A 20,736-nucleotide genomic window follows, 5' to 3' on the forward strand; every position below is an offset into this window, starting at 1 on the left:
GCGGCTCAGAGCTGGAGCCGCATCGAGGGGTCGGGCTTGCGGACGAAGCCGAGCGAGGCGTACAGCGGCTCGGCCTCGGCGGACGCGTTCAGGTCGACCTGCTCGGCACCCCGCTCGCGGAACCAGGCCAGCAGCTCCTCCATGCATGCGCGCGCGTATCCGCGCCGCCGCGCTTCCGGGTCGGTGGCGACGCTGAAGACGCAGCCGACCCGACCGTGCGGATTCCCGGCGCGGCCGATGCGGTACTCCAGGGCCCCGGCGGCCAGCGCGGCCAGCGCCCCGGGCCGGTCGGGGTGATCTATGACGAACGCCACGAAGTTTCCGTCCTCGGTGGCGAGTCGGTCCCGCAGGGTCGGCAGGGACTCGGCGTGCCAGTCGGTGGAGCCCCCGGCCCCTCCCTCGAACACGGAGTCGATCATGACCTGGCGCAGGCGCAGCACTTCCGCGGCATCCTCGGGCAGGGCCCGGCGTACGAGACTCATGGCGCGGACGCTAACGGCCGCACCCGGAACCCGTCCTGTGGTTTTCTTACCGGAACCGCTTGCATGGAGTGCACTCCAAGGCCATAGCGTGTGGTCATGACGGTGATGCAGACGACGCCAGCGGACACCGAGCACGACACCCCCGCCGACCTCTGCTCCGCCCCACCCCGCCATCCCCGCCCCGACGGCCAGGACCGCTACACGATCAGCGAGGTCGTCGCGTGCACCGGCCTGACCGCGCACACGCTGCGCTGGTACGAGCGGATCGGTCTGATGCCGCACGTCGACCGCTCCCACACCGGCCAGCGCCGCTACACCAACCGTGACCTGGACTGGCTGGACCTGGTGACCAAGCTGCGGCTGACCGGCATGCCGGTGGCCGACATGGTGCGGTACGCGGAGCTGGTGCGGGAGGGCGAGGAGACGTACGGGGAACGGCAGGAGCTGCTGGAGGCGACGCGCCGGGACGTGCTGAGCCGGATCGCCGAACTGCACGACACCCTGGCGGTGCTGGACCGGAAGATCAGCTTCTACGCAGAGCAGAAATAGCGCTCGCTACAGCTCGGCCAGCAGCTCCGCCTTCTTCGACGAGAACTCCTCGTCCGTGACCAGCCCGGCCTGGTGCAACTCCCCGAGGTGCCGGATCCGTTCCGCGATGTCGGCCGGGTCCCGCCGCGCCGGCACCGGCACCGCGGACGTCGGCCGGGTCCGGACCGCCGCCAGCACCGCCGCGGCGAACGGCAGCGACTCGTGCACGGGTCCGTAGCCGAGCCCGAAGACGACGGCAGCCGGATCCTGGTCCGGCTGCATGTTCTCCGACGAGTCGGTGGAGCGTGTCAGCAGCCGCAGATGCCCCTCGAAGACCTCCGGCGAGCGCCACTCCACCCCGGCGAGGTCGGCCACCGGAAAGCTCTGGTCGCCCGCCTTCCACTTCGCGGAGGACGCGCCCGTCCACGACCAGCGGAACTGCACGGACGTCCCGTCGAAGGACGCCTTGCCGTCGTACGCCTTGAAGTGCAGCGGCGCCTTGGGCGCGGCCACCAGGTAGCGGTCGGCCGCCCCGGACTCGTCGAGGAGGGCCGAGAGCTCGTCGGCGTAGTACTCGGCGAGGGTCTCCCGTTCCGCCGGCAGGACCAGCCGGTAGGGGTCGGTGCCCTCCCGCAGCTGCCCGGCCGCGGCCTCCATCAGCGGATCGGCGCCGGCCCGTGGCTGGATCCGCAGAACGACGCTGCCGCGCCTGCCCGGTGTGAGGGTCACGCCCTCGATCGCGCACAGCGGGATCCGGCGTTCGCCCAGCGCCTGGAAGAGCCTAGGTGTTCGAATCCCCCGTTCGTAGCGGATGAGCACGGAGTCGGACTCGAACTCCCAGACGGCATGAAAACCCGCCAGTACGTCACCCATGCGGCTCATCGTATGCGGCACGTGCTTCTCCGTCGCCACCCGCGCAGACCGCACTTCCTGCTGTTTCTACGCGCGTTCGGTCGCCGGGGTGCCGGGCAGACCGGCATGGCACGCGTCGTTCTCTCGCGCGCACGTCACGTCGTCGTACGCCCCCACCGCGACGTCGGCGAGGTTGCGCAGGCTGTCCGTGCCCGGCTGGAAATAGCCGCTGTGACCCTTCGCGTCCCGGGCGGACAGCACCCGCGCCCCGAAGCCGGAGGACACCGGGTCGGCGCCGTGCCCGAGGCCGCCCAGCTCCAGGTACGGCACGTCCCGCACCCAGTCGCTGGCGTCCCGCATCGCCCACACCCGGGCGGAGGTGCCCAGATGGGAGGCCTTGGAGACCCGCATGCCCGGGCTCGCGGCCACGGCTATGTCGGACACGCGGCGCGGCATGTCGTGCGCGGCGACCCCGCAGAGCACCGAGCCGTAGCTGTGGCAGACCATCGCGACCGGGGCGTGGCCCGGCAGGGCGCGCAGCAGCGCGTTCAGCCGGAGGGAGCCCTCCGCGGCGCGCAGCCCCGTGGCCGCGTCCACGCCGAGCCCGGCGGGGGCGGTGTAGTCGGCCCAGGCGATCACGGCCGTACGGGTCGTGGGGCGCTCAGTGCGCTCGGTCGCGTACAGCGCCTTGGCCATGCCGACCGGGGCGCTGTACTCGCGGTTCGTCCTCTGGAAGGTGAGCAGGTCGGTGTCGACGCCGGGGACGACGACGGAGATCCGCTCGGCCTTGTCGAGGTTCCCGAACACCTCGGCGACCCGGCCCGAGCCTTCGGGGTCGAACGCGAGGATCTGCCGGTCAGGGGTCAGCAGCGCCTCGTAGCGGTGCATACGGCGGCCCGCGTCCTGCTGGCCGGCCGCGCTGAGCCGGTTGTCGTGCATGCGCTTCTTCTCGACCCTGCGGGCCTTGTCCAGCGCGATGTGGTTGGCCCGGTAGCGCAGGTCGACGGGGGCGCCGTTCATGTTGCCGACCGCCAGCGCGTAGCGGTGGGCGAGGCGGCTCTGCTCGTGCGGGGTGAGCGAGTCGAAGAAGCGGGCGAGCCGCGCCGGGGAGGACTCCGGGTCCGGCAGCTTGTGGCCGTGGAGGTGGCCGTGCTTCCACGCGGTGAGCGAGGCCTGCAGTGCGGCCGACTCCCGGTGGGTACGCAGGGCGGTCCAGCCGGTGGTCGCGAGCATCACGAACACCACGGCCAGCGCGAGCGTCATGCGCCAGGCGTTCAGTTGCGGGGAGGTGTCGAAGGAAGTCACTGGGAGGACACACTAGGAGAACGGGAGGGTCTCGCGGTAACAGAGTGATCGGTCTCACGTTTCGTGAAGGCCTCGAACGTCCCGTAGTGATCTCACTCGGCCAACCCGCAGTGATCTCAAGGGTGATCTCCGGTGCTGCGCCGGTTCCCGGTGAGCGCAGGACCCGCCTGGCCGAGGTACGACTCGGTCGGCGCGCGGATCGCTTCCGGGCTGACGTCGTCGCCCGCGCTCCACTGCCGGTCGGTGACCCTTATCACCTCGCCGAAGACCGCCACGGCCGGCCGGGCGTGGGCCACGTCCGCGTCAGCCCATTTCGCCTATCAGGGTGACGCCCCTGAAGATCCCTCGACCCCGGCCCGCACCGCAGGTCACAGTGGGTGAGGTCCTCCGCAGGACATGGGAGGACGGACAGACCGAGGCGCGCGCTGCCGGAGGGGGGCAGCGCGCGCAGCTCGGCTGTCGTACCTGCGTAGTTGCGGGCAGTCGTACTGCTCAAGCCCAGCGCGGCGCTACGCGTCGCCGCCCGCCGCTCCCGGATGCGCCGCCGTGACGTCCAGGAGCTGGTAGCGGTCGATGGCCTGCTTCAGCACGGAGCGGTCGACCTTGCCCTCGCGGGCCAGTTCGGTCAGGACCGCGACCACGATCGACTGGGCGTCGATGTGGAAGTAGCGCCGCGCCGCGCCCCGGGTGTCGGCGAAGCCGAAGCCGTCCGCGCCCAGCGACTGGTACGTGCCCGGCACCCACCGCGCGATCTGGTCCGGAACCGACCGCATCCAGTCGGACACGGCCACGAACGGCCCCTCGGAGCCGCCGAGTTTCCGCGTCACGTACGGCACCCGCTGCTCCTCGTCCGGGTGCAGCAGGTTGTGCTCCTCGCACTGCACGGCCTCGCGGCGCAGCTCGTTCCAGGAGGTCGCCGACCAGACGTCCGCCCGGACGTTCCACTCCTCGCCGAGGATCCGCTGCGCCTGAAGCGCCCACGGGACCGCCACGCCCGACGCCATGATCTGCGCCGGAATCGAGCCGGACGTGCCCACGCCGATCCGGTGGATGCCCTTGATGATGCCCTCGACGTCCACGCCCGCCGGCTCGGCCGGGTGCTGGATCGGCTCGTTGTAGACGGTCAGGTAGTAGAAGACGTCCTCGCCGTGCGGGTGCTCGGCGTCGCCGCCGTACATACGGCGCAGGCCGTCCTGCACGATGTGCGCGATCTCGTAGGCGTACGCCGGGTCGTAGGCCACGCACGCCGGGTTGGTGGAGGCGAGCAGCTGCGAGTGGCCGTCCGCATGCTGGAGACCCTCACCGGTCAGGGTCGTACGACCGGCGGTCGCACCCAGGACGAATCCGCGCGCCAGCTGGTCGGCCATCTGCCAGAACTGGTCACCCGTGCGCTGGAAACCGAACATCGAGTAGAAGACGTAGACCGGGATGAGCGGCTCGCCGTGCGTCGCGTACGCCGAGCCCGCCGCGATCAACGACGCCGTGCAGCCCGCCTCCGAGATGCCGTCGTGCAGCATCTGGCCGGTCGGCGACTCCTTGTAGGCCAGGAGCAGGTCCCGGTCGACCGACTCGTACTGCTGTCCCAGCGGGTTGTAGATCTTCGCGCTCGGGAAGAAGGAGTCCATGCCGAACGTGCGGTACTCGTCGGGCGCGATCAGCACGAACCGCTTGCCGATCTCCTTGTCCCGCATGAGGTCCTTGAGGAGACGTACGAAGGCCATGGTCGTCGCGATGGACTGCTGACCGGTGCCCTTCTTCACGGTCGCGTACGTCTTGTCGTCCGGCAGCGCGAGCGGCTCGGAGCGCACGACGCGCGTCGGGACGTACCCGCCGTGCGACTTGCGCCGGTCGTGCATGTACTGGATCTCCTCCGAGTTCCGGCCCGGGTGGTAGTACGGCGGCGGGCCGGACTCCAGCTCCTTGTCGGAGATCGGCAGGTGCAGCCGGTCGCGGAAGCGCTTGAGGTCGTCGACCGTCAGCTTCTTCATCTGGTGCGTGGCGTTGCGGCCCTCGAAGTTCGGGCCCAGCGTCCAGCCCTTGACCGTCTTGGCCAGGATGACCGTCGGCTGGCCCTTGTGCTCCTGGGCCGCCTTGAAGGCCGCGTAGATCTTGCGGTGGTCGTGACCGCCGCGGCCCAGGTGCAGGATCTGGTCGTCGGTCATGTTCGCGACCATCGCGCGCAGCCGCTGGTCGTCGCCGAAGAAGTGTTCCCGGATGTACGCACCCGACTCGGTGGCGTACGTCTGGAACTGGCCGTCCGGGGTCCTGTTCATCTTGTTGACGAGGATGCCGTCCCGGTCCTGCGCGAGCAGCGGGTCCCAGGTGCGGTCCCAGATCAGCTTGATCACGTTCCAGCCGGCGCCCCGGAAGATCGACTCCAGCTCCTGGATGATCTTGCCGTTGCCGCGTACCGGGCCGTCCAGGCGCTGCAGGTTGCAGTTGACCACGAAGGTCAGGTTGTCCAGGCCCTCGCGCGCGGCGATGGACAGCTGGCCGAGCGACTCCGGCTCGTCCATCTCGCCGTCGCCGAGGAACGCCCACACGTGCGACCTGGAGGTGTCCGCGATGCCGCGCGCCTCCATGTAGCGGTTCATCCGCGCCTGGTAGATCGCGGCGAGCGGGCCGAGGCCCATGGAGACCGTCGGGAACTCCCAGAAGTCCGGCATGGAGCGCGGGTGCGGGTAGCTGGACAGGCCGTTCGGGTACTTCGACTTCTCCTGGCGGAAGCCGTCCAGCTGGTCCTCGGTGAGGCGGTCGAGCAGGTACGCGCGCGCGTAGATGCCGGGGGAGGCGTGGCCCTGGAAGAAGACCTGGTCACCGCCGTCGCCCTCGTCCTTGCCGCGGAAGAAGTGGTTGAAGCCGACGTCGTAGAGCGACGCGGAGGAGGCGAACGTGGCGATGTGGCCGCCGACGCCGATACCGGGGCGCTGCGCGCGCGAGACCATCACGGCGGCGTTCCAGCGGGTCGCGTTCAGGACCTTGCGCTCGATCTCCTCGTTGCCCGGGAAGAACGGCTCCGCCCGGGTGGGGATCGTGTTCACGTAGTCCGTGCTGCGCATCTCGGGCACGGCCACGCGCTTCTCGCGCGCCCGCTCGATCAGGCGCAGCATGAGGTAGCGGGCCCGCTCCCGGCCGCGCTCGTCCACGGCGGCGTCGAGGGAGTCGAGCCACTCCTGGGTTTCTTCGGGATCGAAGTCAGGAACCTGACTCGGAAGGCCGCCAATGATGATCGGATTGCGATCGGATCCGGAAGCCACGCTGTTCCTTACCTGTCGAGGGCCGGTTCTTTGCTCGTGTTGCCTGCGCTCGTACCTGCGCCCGGGCCGCGCTCGTGCCTGTACGTGCCTGCACCGCTCCCCATCGTGTACCTAGGGGCGGTGTACGTCATCTCTACCGGTCAAAACGCAACGATACGCCCCGGGGTGTGACGGGCATGGCAAAGTTGTTCGAGCCGTGTATCGCCGGATGATTCCGAACCGCGCAAAGCGGGCACTCCCGTGTGATGTGGGCGGCGAAGAATCGGGATACGGTGCCAGAAGCTACGGCGACACGGCCGGGATCGTCACCGTTTCGGCGGTCCCGAGGGCCGGGTACTTGCGCGATCCGTTCCGCCCGTGTGGACTACGGCCAATGCTTCGCGCACGCGCGTGGCTGAGATATTCACCAAGACATGATCAGGAGGCAACCCGTGAGCGCGACCGCGGACCACGCGGAGGAGCGGACGAACCCTGCCGCCAGGCTGGGGTTCCAGCCCGGGCAGGTGGTCCAGGAGATCGGCTACGACGACGACGTCGATCAGGAGCTCCGCGAGGCCATTGAGGAAGTCATCGAGGCCGACCTCATGGACGAGGAATACGACGACGTGGCCGACGCCGTCGTGCTGTGGTTCCGTGACGACGACGGCGACCTCACGGATGCGCTGGTGGATGCCACCACGTACATCGAAGAGGGCGGCGCCATCCTCCTCCTCACGCCGAAGACCGGCCGTTCGGGCTACGTGGAGCCGAGCGACATCTCGGAAGCCGCGACGACGGCGGGCCTGACGGCGGCCAAGAGCGTCAGCGTCGGCAAGGACTGGAGCGGCTCGCGTCTGGCGACGCCGAAGGCGGCCAAGTCGAAGAAGTGACCGTGGGTCACGATTGATGTGTCGCCGGGCTGGGCCGTACGGCCCAGCCCGGCTGCCGTACGGGCCCTGGTGATCGCTGCGTAGGGTGGTTCCGAGCGTGTGCTCTGCTCTCACCCCGACAGCCCACCGAAGGGAAGCACGACCATGGCGATCCAGGTCGGCGACAAGGCGCCCGACTTCGAGCTCAAGGACAACCACGGCCGCAGCGTGAAGCTCTCGGACTTCCGCGGCGACAAGAACGTGGTGCTGCTCTTCTACCCCTTCGCCTTCACCGGTGTGTGCACCGGCGAGCTGTGCGAACTGCGCGACAACCTGCCGAAGTTCTCCGACCGCGAGACCCAGGTGCTCGCCGTCTCCAACGACTCCATGCACACCCTGCGCGTCTTCGCCGACCAGGAGGGCCTGGAGTACCCGCTGCTGAGCGACTTCTGGCCGCATGGCAACGTCTCGCGCGCCTACGGCGTCTTCGACGAGGGCAAGGGCTGTGCCGTCCGCGGCACCTTCATCATCGACAAGGAGGGCGTCGTGCGCTGGACCGTCATGAACGGCCTGCCGGACGCCCGCGACCTGAACGAGTACGTGAAGGCGCTCGACACCCTCTGATCCGGCCCGCAGGCCCGACACCTGTGAATCTTCGGGTCCAGGGTCTGCGGGGGGCGGGAACCCGTCACTAGGATCGGCACGTTGATCCCATATCCGAAGCACGACGGGGCTCCCCGCCCCAGAACACCACATGGAGGACCCGTGGGAGTCAGCCTCAGCAAGGGCGGCAACGTATCGCTGACGAAGGAGGCCCCGGGCCTGACCGCGGTCATCGTCGGTCTGGGGTGGGACGTGCGCACCACGACCGGCACGGACTTCGACCTCGACGCCAGCGCGCTGCTGCTGAACAACTCCGGCAAGGTCGCGAGCGACCAGCACTTCGTCTTCTTCAACAACCTCAAGAGCCCCGACGGCTCGGTCGAGCACACCGGCGACAACATCACCGGTGAGGGCGAGGGCGACGACGAGCAGATCAAGGTCAACCTCGCCGGCGTCCCGGCCGACGTGGAGAAGATCGTGTTCCCGGTGTCGATCTACGACGCCGAGAACCGCCAGCAGTCCTTCGGCCAGGTCCGCAACGCGTTCATCCGCGTCGTGAACCAGGCCAACGAGGCGGAGATCGCCCGCTACGACCTCAGCGAGGACGCCTCCACCGAGACCGCCATGGTCTTCGGTGAGCTGTACCGGCACGGCGCGGAGTGGAAGTTCCGCGCCATCGGCCAGGGCTACGCCTCGGGTCTGCGCGGCATCGCGCAGGACTTCGGCGTCAACGTCTGACACATCGAGCTACGACACCCGGCAGCTGTGCCGACGTCCGGCGCCGCACCCGTTTGGGGGCGGCGCCGGACGCGCAGGACAACAGGGAAGCACCACTAGGGGAGGACCAGCATCATGGGCGTCACGCTCGCCAAGGGAGGCAACGTCTCCCTCTCCAAAGCCGCACCGAACCTCACCAACGTCATGATCGGGCTCGGCTGGGACGCGCGCTCGACCACCGGCGCCCCCTTCGACCTCGACGCCAGCGCGCTGCTGTGCGACGCCGGCAACCGGGTGCTGGGCGACGAGTGGTTCGTGTTCTACAACCAGCTCAAGAGCCCCGACGGCTCGGTGGAGCACACCGGCGACAACCTCACCGGTGAGGGCGAGGGCGACGACGAGTCGATCCTGGTGGACCTCACCAAGGTGCCGACCCAGTGCGAGAAGGTCATCTTCCCGGTCTCCATCCACATGGCGGACGAGCGCGGCCAGACCTTCGGCCAGGTCTCGAACGCGTTCATCCGCGTCGTCAACCAGGCCGACGGTCAGGAGCTGGCCCGCTACGACCTCAGCGAGGACGCCTCCACCGAAACGGCCATGATCTTCGGCGAGCTCTACCGCTACCAGGGCGAATGGAAGTTCCGGGCGGTCGGTCAGGGGTACGCGTCGGGTCTGCGCGGCATCGCTCTAGACTTTGGAGTCAACGTTTCGTAAAGCCGGGTACGGCTCGGGGGAGACCCGTACTAACACGATTGGGTAGCCAGTGCTTCTGAAAACCTTCGGCTGGTCGTTCGCGGTCACCGCGGTCGGTCTGGTCGCAGCCGTCCTCTACGGGGGGTGGGAGGCCTTCGGCGTCGTGGCGATCCTCTCCATCCTGGAGATCTCGTTGTCGTTCGACAACGCGGTCGTCAACGCCGGAATCCTGAAGAAGATGAACGCCTTCTGGCAGAAGATCTTCCTCACGGTCGGCGTGCTCATCGCGGTCTTCGGCATGAGGCTGGTCTTCCCCGTCGTCATCGTCGCGATCACCGCCAAGATGGGCCCGATCGAGGCCGTCAACCTCGCGTTCAACAACAAGGACCGCTACGAGCAGCTGGTCACCGACGCGCACCCGGCGATCGCCGCCTTCGGTGGCATGTTCCTGCTGATGATCTTCCTCGACTTCATCTTCGAGGACCGGGACATCCAGTGGCTGCGCTGGATCGAGCGCCCGCTCGCCAAGCTCGGCAAGGTCGACATGCTGTCGGTCTGCATCTCGCTGATCGTCCTGCTGATCACCTCCTTCACCTTCGCCACCCACGCCCACCAGCACGGCGGCATCCACGTCGACAAGGCGCAGACGGTCCTGATCGCCGGCATCGCCGGCCTGATCACCTACATGGTCGTCGGCGGCCTCTCCGGCTACTTCGAGGACCGGCTGGAGGAAGAGGAGGAGCGCGAGCACGAGGAGGAGGAAGAGGCCGCCCGCACCGGCAAGCCGAAGTCGGCGGTGCTGCTGGCCGGCCAGGCCGCGTTCTTCATGTTCCTCTACCTGGAGGTCCTGGACGCGTCCTTCTCCTTCGACGGCGTGATCGGCGCCTTCGCCATCACCAACGACATCGTCCTGATGGCCCTCGGCCTCGGCATCGGCGCGATGTACGTCCGCTCGCTCACGGTCTACCTGGTCCGCCAGGGCACCCTCGACGAGTACGTCTTCCTGGAGCACGGCGCCCACTACGCGATCGGCGCCCTGGCCCTGATCCTCATGGTCACCATTCAGCACGAGATCAACGAGGTCATCACCGGCCTCGTCGGCGTCGTCATGATCGCCGGGTCCTTCTGGTCCTCCGTGCGCCGCAACCGCGCGCTCGGGGCCGAGGAGTCCGGCTCCGACGAGAAGGCCGAGATCTCCTCCGGGGTGTGACACCCCGCGCGATGAGGAACGCTCTGTTCGGGGCGGCTGACACGGGTCGGCCGCCCCGACGGCGTTCGACGACTGTGCGATGACGAGTACCTGGGGGCGGGAATGGGTTTCTTCGACGGGCTGCGGGGCGGACGCGCCGAGTTCGACTCCGGCAGCGCCGCGACCAACGCGATCGAACTGACCAGGCGGCACCAGCAGGTGTCCCTCACCAAACAGGACGCGGCCACCGGCCATCTGCGCGTCAACCTGGCCTGGCGGATGCGTACGTCCGACTTCGACACCATCCAGCGCACGAGTCTCTTCCGGCACCCCTTCCGGGCGTTCAAGCCGGCGCAGGTGCTCGGGCACGGGCAGAGCATGGTCAACGTCGACCTCGACCTGGGCTGCCTGTACGAGCTGGCCGACGGCACCAAGGGGGTCGTCCAGCCGCTCGGCGGCTACCTCGGCGACGTCAACGCACCGCCGTACATCAAACTCAGCGGCGACGACCGGTTCGGCTCGGGGTCCGGCGAGACGATGTACGTCAACCTCGACCACCGGGACGCCATCAAGCGCCTGCTGGTGTTCGTCTACATCTACGACCAGACACCGGCCTTCGACCGCACGCACGCGATCGTCACGCTCTACCCGAGCAACGGCCCCCGTATCGAGATAGGCCTCGACGAACGGCACCCGCAGGCCCGCTCCTGCGCGGTGGTGATGATCGAGAACGTGAAGGGCGAACTGGTCGTCCGCCGCGAGGTGAAGTTCGTGTACGGCTTCCAGGGCGAGCTGGACCGGCTCTACGGGTGGGGGCTGCAGTGGGGGCGGGGCTACAAGACCAAGGCGGACCGGTAGCTACCGCCCGATGAACTGCGGCCCCTGCGGCGGCAGGCGGAAGTTCGGGTCGGGGGCCGCCAGGACCGGCTGGGGCTGCGGGTAGCCGTACCCCGGCTGCGCCGTCGCCGGTGGTGCGGACGTCGGCGGCTGGGGATAGCCGTACGCCGGCTGTGGGTAGCCGTAGGCCGGCTGGTGCGGGAGTGCTGCCGTCGGCTGTTCCGGGGGGAGCGGCTGGGAGGTGACCGGCTCCGGGCGGGGCTGGGACGGCTCCTCCTCCGGCACCGACTCGTCCACCGAGATGCCGTAGTCCGTGGCCAGGCCCTTCAGGCCGTTCGAATACCCCTCGCCCAGCGCACGGAACTTCCAGCCCTCCCCGCGCCGGTACAGCTCACCGCAGACGAGCGCCGTCTCCGCGCCGGTCTCCGGCGTGATGTCGAACCGGGCCAGCGGCTCCCCGTCGGCGACCGCCGCGTCGTACAGCACGATCCCCAGCCCGGGCACCCGGTCGAAGGAGACCTCGTCCGCAGACGCGACCAGCAGAATCCTGCTGATGCCGGGCTCGACACCGGTCAGATCTGTCTGGATCGTGTCCGTCAGTTCCTCGGCCAGCCGCTTCTTGCCCAGCCGCCAGACCTTCCCGGAGGGGTGCCGGGGCTGGTTGTAGAAGACGAAGTCCTCGTCGGAACGCACACGGCCGTCGGAACCGAGCAGCAGCGCCGAGGCGTCCACGTCCGGAACCCCCGGCCCGGAGGTCCAGCGCAGCACGGCGCGCACCGTGGTGGCCTCGAGCGGGACGTTCGACCCCTTCAGCATCGCGTGCGTCATGCGGTCATCCTGCCTTCTCGGTCCTGGTCACGACAATGCGGGGGTGTTTCCGGCCTACACAGGCGAGTTACCGGAAATTCATGCCCGACGGGAACTCCCGACATGGATCTCTACGTACTATTACCGGCCACCCTTTACCCAATCCAGAGGTTCGGCCCGCGCCACCGAGGGAGTCCTATGCGTCATTTCGGGCACATCGCCCCCGAGGTGCGACAGCGCCTCTTCCACCGGGAGCCGTGCGCGTTCTTTGCCGACTCCCCGGCCAGGGTGCTCGCCACGGCCCTGGGCGCCACGCTCTACAGCCCCGCCACCCGGCCCAGACTTGCCGACGACATCGTCAAGCAGGCCGGCAACGGCGTGGTCTCGATGGTGCTGTGCCTGGAGGACTCCATAGACGACGCGGACGTCGCCGACGGCGAGGACAACCTCGTCCGGCAGTTCGCCCACCTCGCAGCCCGCGCCGATCACGACTCCTGCGCCGGGGCCGAGCCGCCCCTGCTCTTCATCCGCGTCCGCACCCCCGAGCAGATCCCCGACCTCGTGCGGCGGCTCGGCCCGGCCGCCCGGCTGCTCTCCGGCTTCGTGCTGCCCAAGTTCACCGAGGAACGCGGCATCCCCTTCCTGGAGGCCCTCGCCGACGCCGAGGCCGAGAGCGGACACCGCCTCTTCGCCATGCCGGTCCTGGAGTCGCCCGAGCTGCTCTACCGCGAGTCCCGCGTGGACACCCTGGAGGGCATATCCCGCGCGGTCGACAAGTACCGCGACCGGGTCCTCGCCCTGCGCCTGGGCGTCACCGACTTCTGCTCCTCCTACGGGCTGCGCCGCGCCCCCGACATGACCGCGTACGACGTCCAGATCGTCGCCTCCGTGATCGCCGACGTCGTCAACATGCTCGGCCGGGCCGACGGCACCGGATTCACCGTGACCGGGCCCGTGTGGGAGTACTTCCGCGCCTCCGAGCGCATGTTCAAGCCGCAGCTCAGGCAGAGCCCCTTCCTCCAGATGCAGGCCGTCGAACTGCGCGAGAAGCTCATCGAGCACGCCATGGACGGACTGCTGCGCGAGATCTCCCTGGACCACGCCAACGGCCTGCTCGGCAAGACCTGCATCCACCCCTCCCACGTCCTGCCCGTGCACGCGCTGTCCGTCGTCAGCCACGAGGAGTACAGCGACGCCCAGGACATCCTGCGGCCGGAACGCGACGGCGGGGGCGTTCTGCGGTCCGCCTACACGAACAAGATGAACGAAGTGAAGCCCCACCGCGCCTGGGCCGAGCGCACCCTGCTGCGCGCCGAGGTGTTCGGCGTGGCCAACGAGGACGTCGGCTTCGTGGAACTGCTCGCCGCCGGCATACCCGGCTGAACCCATGGGACGGATGAACAAGGCAGTGAACAACCAGGTCTGGTCCGGCAGCTGGGTCGCCCGGCGGCTCGGCGTCGAGCTCGTCGGCGACCAGGAGCTGACCGGCCTGCTGGGGCTGGCGCTGCGCCGCAACCCCAAGCGGGCGCATCTGCTGGTCTCCCACGTGCTCGGCAAGCACGTACCGCAGTCCCCGGCCGTGGTGTACGGCCACGGAGTCGCCCTCGGCCACCAGGCCGCCGCGCTGCTCGGGGAGGCCGAGGCGGCCACCGCTGTGGTCCTCGGCTACGCGGAGACCGCGACCGGGCTCGGCCACGCCGTCGCCGACGGACTCGGCGCGGTGCCGTATCTGCACTCCACGCGCCGGCCGGTGGCCGGGGTGGCCAGGGCGGGCGGCTTCGAGGAGTCGCACTCCCACGCCACGTCTCATCTGCTGCTGCCGGAAGACCCCGCTCTGCTGGCCGGCGACGGGCCCCTGGTCCTGGTCGACGACGAGTTCTCCACCGGCAACACGGTCCTGAACACCATCCGCGACCTGCACGAGCGCTATCCGCGCAGGCGGTACGTCGTGGTCGCCCTGGTCGACATGCGCTCGCCGCAGGACTGCGCCCGCATGGAGCGGTTCGCCGCCGAGATCGGCGCCCGCGTCGATCTGATCGCCGCCGCGTCCGGGACCGTACGGCTGCCCGAGGGCGTCCTGGAGAAGGGGCAGGAGCTGGTCGCCCAGCACGAGGCCACCCAGCAGGCGCCCGAGCCGTCGTACGGCCGGATCACCCGCGTCGACCTGCGCTGGCCCCACCGGCTGCCCGACGGCGGCCGGCACGGCTTCACGCCCGTCCACCGGGCCCGCCTGGAGGCCGCGCTGCCCGCCATGGCCGCCCGGATCGCCGACGCGCTCCCGGCCGACGCAGGCCGCGTCCTCGTCCTCGGCTTCGAAGAGCTGATGTACGCGCCGCTGCGGCTCGCCCGCGAGCTGGAGCAGGTCGTACCGGCCGAGGTGCGCTTCTCCACCACCACCCGCTCGCCCGTCCTCGCGGTGGACGACCCCGGCTACGCGATCCGCACCCGCCTGGCCTTCCCCGCCCACGACGACCCCGCCGACGGCCCCGGCGAGCGCTACGCCTACAACGTCGCGGGCGCCGGCTTCGACGCCGTCGTCGCCGTGCTCGACTCGGCCGCCGACACCCCCGAACTGCACGCCCCCGACGGCCTGCTGGCCCGGCTTGCCGCACACACCCCGCACGTCCTGCTCGCGGTCGTCCCGTCCTACGTCCCCGCACGCTCGTCCTCCGAAAGGCCGGTCATGCTGTCCGAGCCCCTCCGCGGTCCCGCCTTCTCCTCGTACGCACCCGACGAGGTCGGCTGGCTGCTCCAGGACCTCTCGGACGTCACACTGGAGGCGCCGACCGAGGAGCGCGAGGAGGCCATCCAGAGCGGCGGCGCGCACTACGCCGAGTCGCTGCCGGTGGAGTACCAGCCCAGCCGGCAGTACCAGGAGCTGTTCCACACCGCCCTGGACGCCTCGGCCGCGCGGCTCGCCCAGGCGGTCGGCGTCGTGACCGAGACCGTCATCGCCGAGCGCTCCCCCCGCCCGGTGCTGGTCTCCCTGGCCCGCGCGGGCACCCCGGTCGGCATCCTCATGCGCCGCTGGGCCCAATACCGCCACGGGCTGGACCTGCCGCACTACGCCGTCTCGATCGTCCGCGGCCGGGGCATCGACGCCAACGCGCTGCGCTGGCTCGCCGCGCACCACGACCCCCGGGACGTCGTCTTCGTCGACGGCTGGACCGGCAAGGGCGCCATCACCCGCGAACTCGCCCAGGCCGTCGAGGAGTTCGAGGCGAAGGAGGGCATCACCGGCTTCGACCCGGAGATCGCCGTCCTCGCCGACCCCGGCTCCTGCGTCCGCACCTACGGCACCCGCGAGGACTTCCTCATCCCCTCCGCCTGCCTCAACTCCACGGTGTCCGGCCTGATCTCGCGTACGGTCCTGCGCGCCGACCTGGTCGGCCCGGACGACTTCCACGGCGCCAAGTTCTACCGCGAACTCGCTGGCGCCGACGCCTCCGTGGCCTTCCTCGACGCCGTCTGCGCACGCTTCCCGGAGGTCGCCGACACCGTCGCCACGGCCGCCAAGGAACTGATGGCCGAGGACCGCACCCCGACCTGGGCCGGCTGGCAGGCGGTCGAGCGGATCAGCGAGGAGTACGGCATCCACGACGTCAACCTCGTCAAGCCGGGCGTCGGCGAGACCACCCGGGTGCTGCTGCGCCGGGTGCCCTGGAAGATCCTCGCGCGCGCCGGGGCCGGCGCCGACCTGGACCACGTACGCCTGCTCGCCGAACAGCGGGGCGTCCCCGTCGAGGAGGTCGGCGAACTGCCGTACACCTGCGTCGGCCTGATCCATCCGAAGTACACGCGCGGGGCGACCGGCGCCGACGGCAAGGCGGTGGGTGTCTGATGGCGGTGCTGGTGGCGAGCGATCTCGACCGTACGCTCATCTACTCCTCGGCGGCCCTGGCGCTGACCATGCCCGACGCGCGCGCCCCCCGGCTGCTCTGCGTCGAGGTGCACGAGAGCAAGCCGCTCTCCTACATGACCGAGACCGCGGCCCAGCTGCTGACCGACCTCGGCGACACGTCCGTCTTCGTGCCGACCACGACCCGCACCCGCAAGCAGTACCAGCGCATCAACCTGCCCGGCCCGCCCCCGAAGTACGCGATCTGCGCCAACGGCGGCCACCTGCTGGTCGACGGGGTGACGGACGCGGACTGGCACGCCGCGGTGCAGGCCCGCCTCGCCGAGGAGTGCGCGCCGCTGGCGGAGGTGCGAGAGCACCTGATGACGTCCGCCGACCCCGCATGGGTGCGCAAGCACCGGGTCGCCGAGGACCTGTTCGCCTACCTCGTTGTGGAGCGCGAGCTGCTGCCCGAGGAATGGGTCAAGGAACTGTCCGTGTGGGCGGAGCACCGGGGCTGGACGGTCTCGCTCCAGGGCCGGAAGATCTACGCCGTCCCGCAGCCGCTCACCAAGAGCGCGGCGGTACGCGAGCTGGCCCGCCGCACCGGCGCGCAGCTGACCCTGGCCGCCGGCGACTCACTCCTCGACGCCGACCTCCTCCTGGCCGCCGACCGGGGCTGGCGCCCGGGCCACGGCGAACTGGCGGACCAGGGCTGGACGGCACCGGAGATCGCTGCGCTGCAGGAGCGGGGGGTCCTGGCGGGGGAGCGGATCCTCCGGGAGTTCTTGAAAGCGACGCGCAGCGCAACGCCCTGAGGGGCGCGGGGCTGTATCGATATGCGGCTCCGCCGCGTGGGCGCGAGCTACCCGCAGCAGCCCCCGCCGCAGCAGCCGCCTCCTCCGCCCGCCCGGGGCGCCGAGGCGGGCGCCGCTGCCGTACCGCCCACAGCCACCGCCGACAGCAGCTTCACCGTGTCGTCATGCCCCGCAGGGCAGGCCGCAGGGGCGGCGGACTCCGCCATGGGACGGCTCAGTTCGAACGTGTCGCCGCAGGTCCGGCAGCGGTACTCGTAGCGAGGCATGAGCACAGGTTAGCCGGGGCGGTCGGACCGCGTCTGCTCCTGTCCGCTCGCTTCGGGGTGCCGGGCCCGCCAGTACGGGTTGTCGTGCGGCAGGGTCGAGCTGACCCGGCCGTACATGCCGAAGGCCATCAGCAGGATGCCGACGACGAAGCTGAACAGCACGTTCTGGATCTTGAACGCGAGGAAGTTCTGGGACGTGTCCAGCAGGCCCAGGAACAGGAAGCCGTTCAGCATGAACAGCACCCCGAAGACCATGTTCAGCGTGGAGGCGACGTTCCCGCCGATCACCATGCCCAGGAGGAGCACCGCGCCGACGCAGATCGACAGCACGCTGAGCGCGCCGTTGCTGTTCAGGCCCGCCACAGTGTGGCCGCCGGTGTTGAAGAACCCGATGTGGTCGATCACACCGAGGATGCCGAAGACGACGAGGAACGCTCCGATCAGCCCCGCGCCGATCCGGTAGATCGTGCTCAGCCGGTGATCGACAGGCAGGTGCTGGTCGAACCGGATCCGGGACCGCTGCCTCGTGTGCTTCGGGTGCACTGCGTGTGTGGCCATGTCCGCCTCCCTCGGGCGCTGCCGGAGGCCATGCATCCCTCCCAATATCCGCCCGCCCCGCACCATCCGGCAACACGCGAGCCCCCGAGCCCCCGTGGGCGCCCCTGGCTCAGTGCGCGGGGCCGCCCCCGCGCTCCTCGCGGATCTGTGCCACCACCCGCGCCGCCGTCTGCCGTACGGCGTCCGTCTCGGTCAGGAAGTGCCAGTAGTCCGGGTGCCGTCCCTCCAGCGTGCCGACCGCCCGCTCCAGCCGGGCCACCGCGTCGTCCAGCGGCCGGGCGTGCCGCGGATCCGGGGACGTACGCCCGGTCATGGCCAGCCGCTGGGCGTCCCGGATCGTGAACCGGGTCCGCTCGATCTCCTGCTGCGGATCCTTCTGCACGGCGTTCAGCCGCTCCAGCCGGTCGCGGGCGGCCGAGACGGCCTCGTCGGTGGTGTTCAGCAGGGCCCGTACGGTCGACAGCAGCGAGGTGGCGTCCGGCCAGCGCTGGGCGTCCCGGGCGGCCTGCGCCTCGCGCAGCTTCAGCTCGGCCTGCTGCACGTTCTGTGCGGCCTGCTCGGGCACGTGCTGGAGGTCCTGCCAGCAGGCCGCCGCGAACCGCCGGCGCAGCTCGCTGAGGACCGGGTCGACCTGCCCGGCGCGGGTGGTCAGCGCCTGGGCGCGGGTGCGCAGGGAGACCAGCCGGTGGTCGATCTCGGCGGCCTTCTCGGGCAGCCGCTCGGCCTCGGCCCGGATGGCCCCGGCCTCCCGCTGCACTCGCTCGGCCCGCTCCAGGGTCTGGGCCACGCCGTGCTGTCCGGCGCCCTGGTTCAGCTTCGTCAGCTCGGGGGAGAGCGCGGCGAGCCGCCCGGCGAGGTCGTCGGCCCGCAGCCGCTTCTCCCTTACGGCGTCCAGGGCGTTGCTGGCGGCCAGCAGCGCCTGCCGGGCCCGCTCCACGGCGGGGGCCAGCCGGGCCAGCTGGGTCTCGGCCTTGCCGAGCAGCTGCCCGAGCGAGCTGCCGAACCGGTCCAGCTCCTGCTTGACCCGGACCAGCTCGTCCTTGGCCGCGGTCAGCTCGCCGCGCGCCCGTACCGCGGTCGAGGCCTCCAGGTCGTCCCGATCGAGGTCATGGGCGTCGACGGCCTCGATGTAACGGTGGCTGACCTCGTCGATGCGCTGCCCGAGCGCGGCGAAGTCGGAGACGGCGCGCCGGGCGGCGGGGGAGTCGTCCACCGCCGTGATGGTCTCGATGGAGATCCTCAGATCCCGCTGCGCGGTGTCGAGTTCGTAGAACGCCGCCGCGGCGGCGTCCTTCGCGGCCTGCGCCTCGGCCCGCTGGCTCTCCGCCCGCCCCCCGAACCAGCGCCGGGTGCCACCACCGGCGAACGCGGCGGGCAGCGCGAGCGCGGCCAGCACCGGCAGGCTCATGAGGGTGAGGGCGTCGCGCAGCGGGGTGGGCCCGCGCCGGGGCCGGTCGGTCGGCGGCTGCGGGTACGGCTGCGTGGCTGGCGTGCCCGGTGTCGCCGTCACTTCCCCTCCCGTGCTGTGGTTCGCTCTGGCCGGGTGTCATTCTCCCACCCGTAGAGGACGAACACACGGGCCGGTCAGTTCGCCGTGCGCACGGTGATGCTTCCGTCGGCGGTATGGGCGGACACCACATGGCTGCTGCTGTCGTCGCGGGGGACGGACACATGGGTGGCGCCGTCACCGGTCTCCGTCGACACCCGGTACGGGGCCCGCGGAACGACCACGGTGACCGAGCCGTCGGCGGCGCGGGCGTCCACCAGGTCCGGCACGGCGGAGAGTTCCAGGTCCATCGAGCCGTCGGCGGTGGTGGCCCGTACCTGGCGGGAGGAGACCTCCGCACGCAGGGAACCGTCGTCGGAGTTCAGCCGGAGGGCCCCGGTGGAGTCGGTGACATGAACGGACCCGTCGGCCGTACTCACGCTGAGCGCATCCGCGAAGCCCCGCGCGCTGACGCTGCCGTTCCCGTCCTCCACCTTGACGGCGATCCCGCGCGGCACCTCGATACGGTGCTTGGCGGAGCAGTCGGCCAGCACGCCGGAGCACTTCACGCGCAGCACCAGCCGGTCATCCTTCATCGCCCAGCTGACCTTCGGCCCACTCCCGACCAGCACCGACCCGTCGAACCACCGGGTGACCCGGACCGTACCGGCCCGGTTCGACGCGGCGGAGACGACCTCCAGCGCCGAGTCGTCGGAGTCGACGGTGAGCGTACGGCCATGCAGCGCGAAGGACCGCTGCTCAGGATGCTGATCATCACCGGCGGAAGCACACCCACCGGCCCCCGCGACCACACCCCCCACCAGCACGGCGGCAGCAGCCAGACGAACGGGAACGGAACGACTCATACGACATCTCCCCCTGAACCGGCCTGCGACGGCACGCGGCCGGCGTGCGTTCTTACAGGGATGAAGCTAAATGATCTACGACGGCGAGCGCGATCCGGCGGGCTTCCGTATCGGGGGTGGGGATAACCCCCGGTCGGGCCTGGACGGACACGTTACGGGTTTGCGGTGCACCGCCCCGGGCAAGGTAGGCTGTCGAATCGTCCTGGGCGCATTGCCCGGGGTGCGGGTGCGTAGCTCAGGGGTAGAGCGCCTGCCTTACAAGCAGGATGTCGGCGGTTCGAAACCGTCCGCGCCCACCGACGGGAGCCCCCGGCCGATCGCGGCCGGGGGCTTTTTGCGTTGCTCCTTACTCTTCCGGCGGGTCCTCGTGGGCGTGCTTGAGCCGCATGCGGGCCTCCACGCGGTCCGCTGCCGCGACCTCGGCCCAGTAGCGGTGGCAGCTGACGAACACCGCGAGTTCGTGCTCCCGCTGTCGCAGCTTCTCCACCTCGGCCTGCTCGTCCTCCGTCCAGCCGGGGGAGGCGGGCCGCTCGAGCCTGCGCCAGCCGGTGTCGTCGGTGAACGCGTCCATCGGCGCGACCGACCACGGCAGCCGCTTGAGCAGGGCCGACAGCTCGGCCCGGACCTGATGCAGCTCCTCCTGACCGGCGCGGAGGTCACTGGGGAATTCATAGGTCGTAGCCACGCGCTAATGCTACGCCTGTTCGATTTTGCGAGGCGAGTTCGCTCGGGGGGTTGGTCGTGAGGTTCAGTCGATGGAGTGGTCCGCGGCCGAGTGGCCGCGGA

General features: G+C 70.2%; 21 protein-coding genes and 1 tRNA gene. 11 read left to right on the top strand and 11 right to left on the bottom strand.

The genetic code is table 11. The features are described 5' to 3' along the window. Positions 1 to 5: 5 nt before the first annotated feature. Positions 6 to 482: a GNAT family N-acetyltransferase gene (locus ACWD3E_RS03690; protein ID WP_451385887.1), complete on the bottom strand. Its 477-nt coding sequence runs from the start codon at positions 480 to 482 to the stop codon at positions 6 to 8. 96 nt (positions 483 to 578) lie between these two features. On the opposite strand from ACWD3E_RS03690, the gene ACWD3E_RS03695 reads away from it, so the two are divergent. Further along, positions 579 to 1,031, top strand: coding sequence for a MerR family transcriptional regulator (locus ACWD3E_RS03695; RefSeq protein ID WP_451385888.1), 453 nt, complete (start codon positions 579 to 581; stop codon positions 1,029 to 1,031). A 6-nt stretch (positions 1,032 to 1,037) separates the two neighbouring features. Here ACWD3E_RS03695 and ACWD3E_RS03700 read toward each other — a convergent pair whose 3' ends face one another. From ACWD3E_RS03700 to aceE, 4 genes are all read right to left on the bottom strand, one after another. Then, positions 1,038 to 1,883 (bottom strand): DUF4429 domain-containing protein, encoded by an 846-nt coding sequence (locus tag ACWD3E_RS03700; RefSeq protein ID WP_451385889.1) that lies wholly within the window; start codon positions 1,881 to 1,883, stop codon positions 1,038 to 1,040. A 66-nt stretch (positions 1,884 to 1,949) separates the two neighbouring features. Then, positions 1,950 to 3,167 (bottom strand): alpha/beta hydrolase, encoded by a 1,218-nt coding sequence (locus tag ACWD3E_RS03705; protein WP_451385890.1) that lies wholly within the window; start codon positions 3,165 to 3,167, stop codon positions 1,950 to 1,952. A 116-nt stretch (positions 3,168 to 3,283) separates the two neighbouring features. After that, on the bottom strand, positions 3,284 to 3,463 hold the full coding sequence (locus ACWD3E_RS03710; protein WP_451385891.1) for a hypothetical protein: 180 nt from the start codon (positions 3,461 to 3,463) through the stop codon (positions 3,284 to 3,286). A 213-nt stretch (positions 3,464 to 3,676) separates the two neighbouring features. Next, the gene (gene aceE, locus ACWD3E_RS03715; protein WP_451385892.1) at positions 3,677 to 6,424 is read right to left on the bottom strand and encodes a pyruvate dehydrogenase (acetyl-transferring), homodimeric type; all 2,748 of its coding nucleotides are present in this window, start codon (positions 6,422 to 6,424) and stop codon (positions 3,677 to 3,679) included. A gap of 431 nt (positions 6,425 to 6,855) precedes the next feature. On the opposite strand from aceE, the gene ACWD3E_RS03720 reads away from it, so the two are divergent. The 6 genes from ACWD3E_RS03720 (at position 6,856) to ACWD3E_RS03745 (ending at position 11,332) form a co-directional block, all read left to right on the top strand. Next, entirely contained in the window at positions 6,856 to 7,293 is a 438-nt protein-coding gene (locus ACWD3E_RS03720; protein WP_451385893.1) for a DUF3052 domain-containing protein, read from the top strand. A gap of 144 nt (positions 7,294 to 7,437) precedes the next feature. Then, on the top strand, positions 7,438 to 7,896 hold the full coding sequence (locus ACWD3E_RS03725; RefSeq protein ID WP_451385894.1) for a peroxiredoxin: 459 nt from the start codon (positions 7,438 to 7,440) through the stop codon (positions 7,894 to 7,896). 141 nt (positions 7,897 to 8,037) lie between these two features. Then, on the top strand, positions 8,038 to 8,613 hold the full coding sequence (locus ACWD3E_RS03730; protein WP_451351287.1) for a calcium homeostasis/redox stress adaptation protein: 576 nt from the start codon (positions 8,038 to 8,040) through the stop codon (positions 8,611 to 8,613). A 114-nt stretch (positions 8,614 to 8,727) separates the two neighbouring features. Further along, positions 8,728 to 9,306 (top strand): TerD family protein, encoded by a 579-nt coding sequence (locus ACWD3E_RS03735; RefSeq protein ID WP_451351286.1) that lies wholly within the window; start codon positions 8,728 to 8,730, stop codon positions 9,304 to 9,306. 49 nt (positions 9,307 to 9,355) lie between these two features. Beyond that, positions 9,356 to 10,495, top strand: coding sequence for a DUF475 domain-containing protein (locus tag ACWD3E_RS03740; RefSeq protein ID WP_451385895.1), 1,140 nt, complete (start codon positions 9,356 to 9,358; stop codon positions 10,493 to 10,495). A gap of 102 nt (positions 10,496 to 10,597) precedes the next feature. Next, positions 10,598 to 11,332 (top strand): TerD family protein, encoded by a 735-nt coding sequence (locus tag ACWD3E_RS03745; RefSeq protein WP_451385896.1) that lies wholly within the window; start codon positions 10,598 to 10,600, stop codon positions 11,330 to 11,332. Here the strand turns inward: ACWD3E_RS03745 and ACWD3E_RS03750 are convergent, their stop codons facing one another. Then, complete coding sequence (locus ACWD3E_RS03750; RefSeq protein ID WP_451385897.1) at positions 11,333 to 12,139, bottom strand: TerD family protein; 807 nt, start codon at positions 12,137 to 12,139, stop codon at positions 11,333 to 11,335. A gap of 177 nt (positions 12,140 to 12,316) precedes the next feature. Here ACWD3E_RS03750 and ACWD3E_RS03755 point away from each other — a divergent pair, with 177 nt between their 5' ends. From ACWD3E_RS03755 to ACWD3E_RS03765, 3 genes are read left to right on the top strand one after another with little or no spacing between them, the layout of a single operon-like run. Beyond that, positions 12,317 to 13,501 carry an HpcH/HpaI aldolase/citrate lyase family protein gene (locus ACWD3E_RS03755; RefSeq protein ID WP_451385898.1) on the top strand — a complete coding sequence of 395 codons (1,185 nt, stop codon included), beginning with the start codon at positions 12,317 to 12,319 and terminating at the stop codon, positions 13,499 to 13,501. 13 nt (positions 13,502 to 13,514) lie between these two features. Then, on the top strand, positions 13,515 to 15,959 hold the full coding sequence (locus tag ACWD3E_RS03760; RefSeq protein WP_451385899.1) for a phosphoribosyltransferase: 2,445 nt from the start codon (positions 13,515 to 13,517) through the stop codon (positions 15,957 to 15,959). Beyond that, a complete protein-coding gene (locus ACWD3E_RS03765; protein WP_451385900.1) occupies positions 15,959 to 16,774 on the top strand; it encodes an HAD family hydrolase in 816 nt (271 codons plus the stop codon). Before ACWD3E_RS03760 ends, ACWD3E_RS03765 begins: the two co-directional genes overlap by 1 nt. 47 nt (positions 16,775 to 16,821) lie before the next feature. Here the strand turns inward: ACWD3E_RS03765 and ACWD3E_RS03770 are convergent, their stop codons facing one another. The 4 genes from ACWD3E_RS03770 to ACWD3E_RS03785 form a co-directional block, all read right to left on the bottom strand. Further along, positions 16,822 to 17,040 carry an FmdB family zinc ribbon protein gene (locus tag ACWD3E_RS03770; protein ID WP_451385901.1) on the bottom strand — a complete coding sequence of 73 codons (219 nt, stop codon included), beginning with the start codon at positions 17,038 to 17,040 and terminating at the stop codon, positions 16,822 to 16,824. A 9-nt stretch (positions 17,041 to 17,049) separates the two neighbouring features. Beyond that, positions 17,050 to 17,598 (bottom strand): DUF4383 domain-containing protein, encoded by a 549-nt coding sequence (locus ACWD3E_RS03775; RefSeq protein WP_451385902.1) that lies wholly within the window; start codon positions 17,596 to 17,598, stop codon positions 17,050 to 17,052. Between the two features lie 109 nt (positions 17,599 to 17,707). Further along, positions 17,708 to 19,108, bottom strand: coding sequence for a hypothetical protein (locus ACWD3E_RS03780; protein ID WP_451385903.1), 1,401 nt, complete (start codon positions 19,106 to 19,108; stop codon positions 17,708 to 17,710). A gap of 74 nt (positions 19,109 to 19,182) precedes the next feature. Continuing rightward, positions 19,183 to 19,950, bottom strand: a complete 768-nt coding sequence (locus ACWD3E_RS03785) for a DUF4097 family beta strand repeat-containing protein (RefSeq protein ID WP_451385904.1) — start codon at positions 19,948 to 19,950, stop codon at positions 19,183 to 19,185. Between the two features lie 224 nt (positions 19,951 to 20,174). Here ACWD3E_RS03785 and ACWD3E_RS03790 point away from each other — a divergent pair. After that, positions 20,175 to 20,246 (top strand) — tRNA-Val (locus tag ACWD3E_RS03790). 50 nt (positions 20,247 to 20,296) lie between these two features. On the opposite strand, the gene ACWD3E_RS03795 is transcribed toward ACWD3E_RS03790, so the two are convergent. Next, the gene (locus tag ACWD3E_RS03795; RefSeq protein ID WP_451385905.1) at positions 20,297 to 20,635 is read right to left on the bottom strand and encodes a hypothetical protein; all 339 of its coding nucleotides are present in this window, start codon (positions 20,633 to 20,635) and stop codon (positions 20,297 to 20,299) included. Positions 20,636 to 20,736 lie beyond the last annotated feature (101 nt).

The sequence above is a fragment of the Streptomyces sp. NPDC002676 genome, from assembly GCF_053592455.1.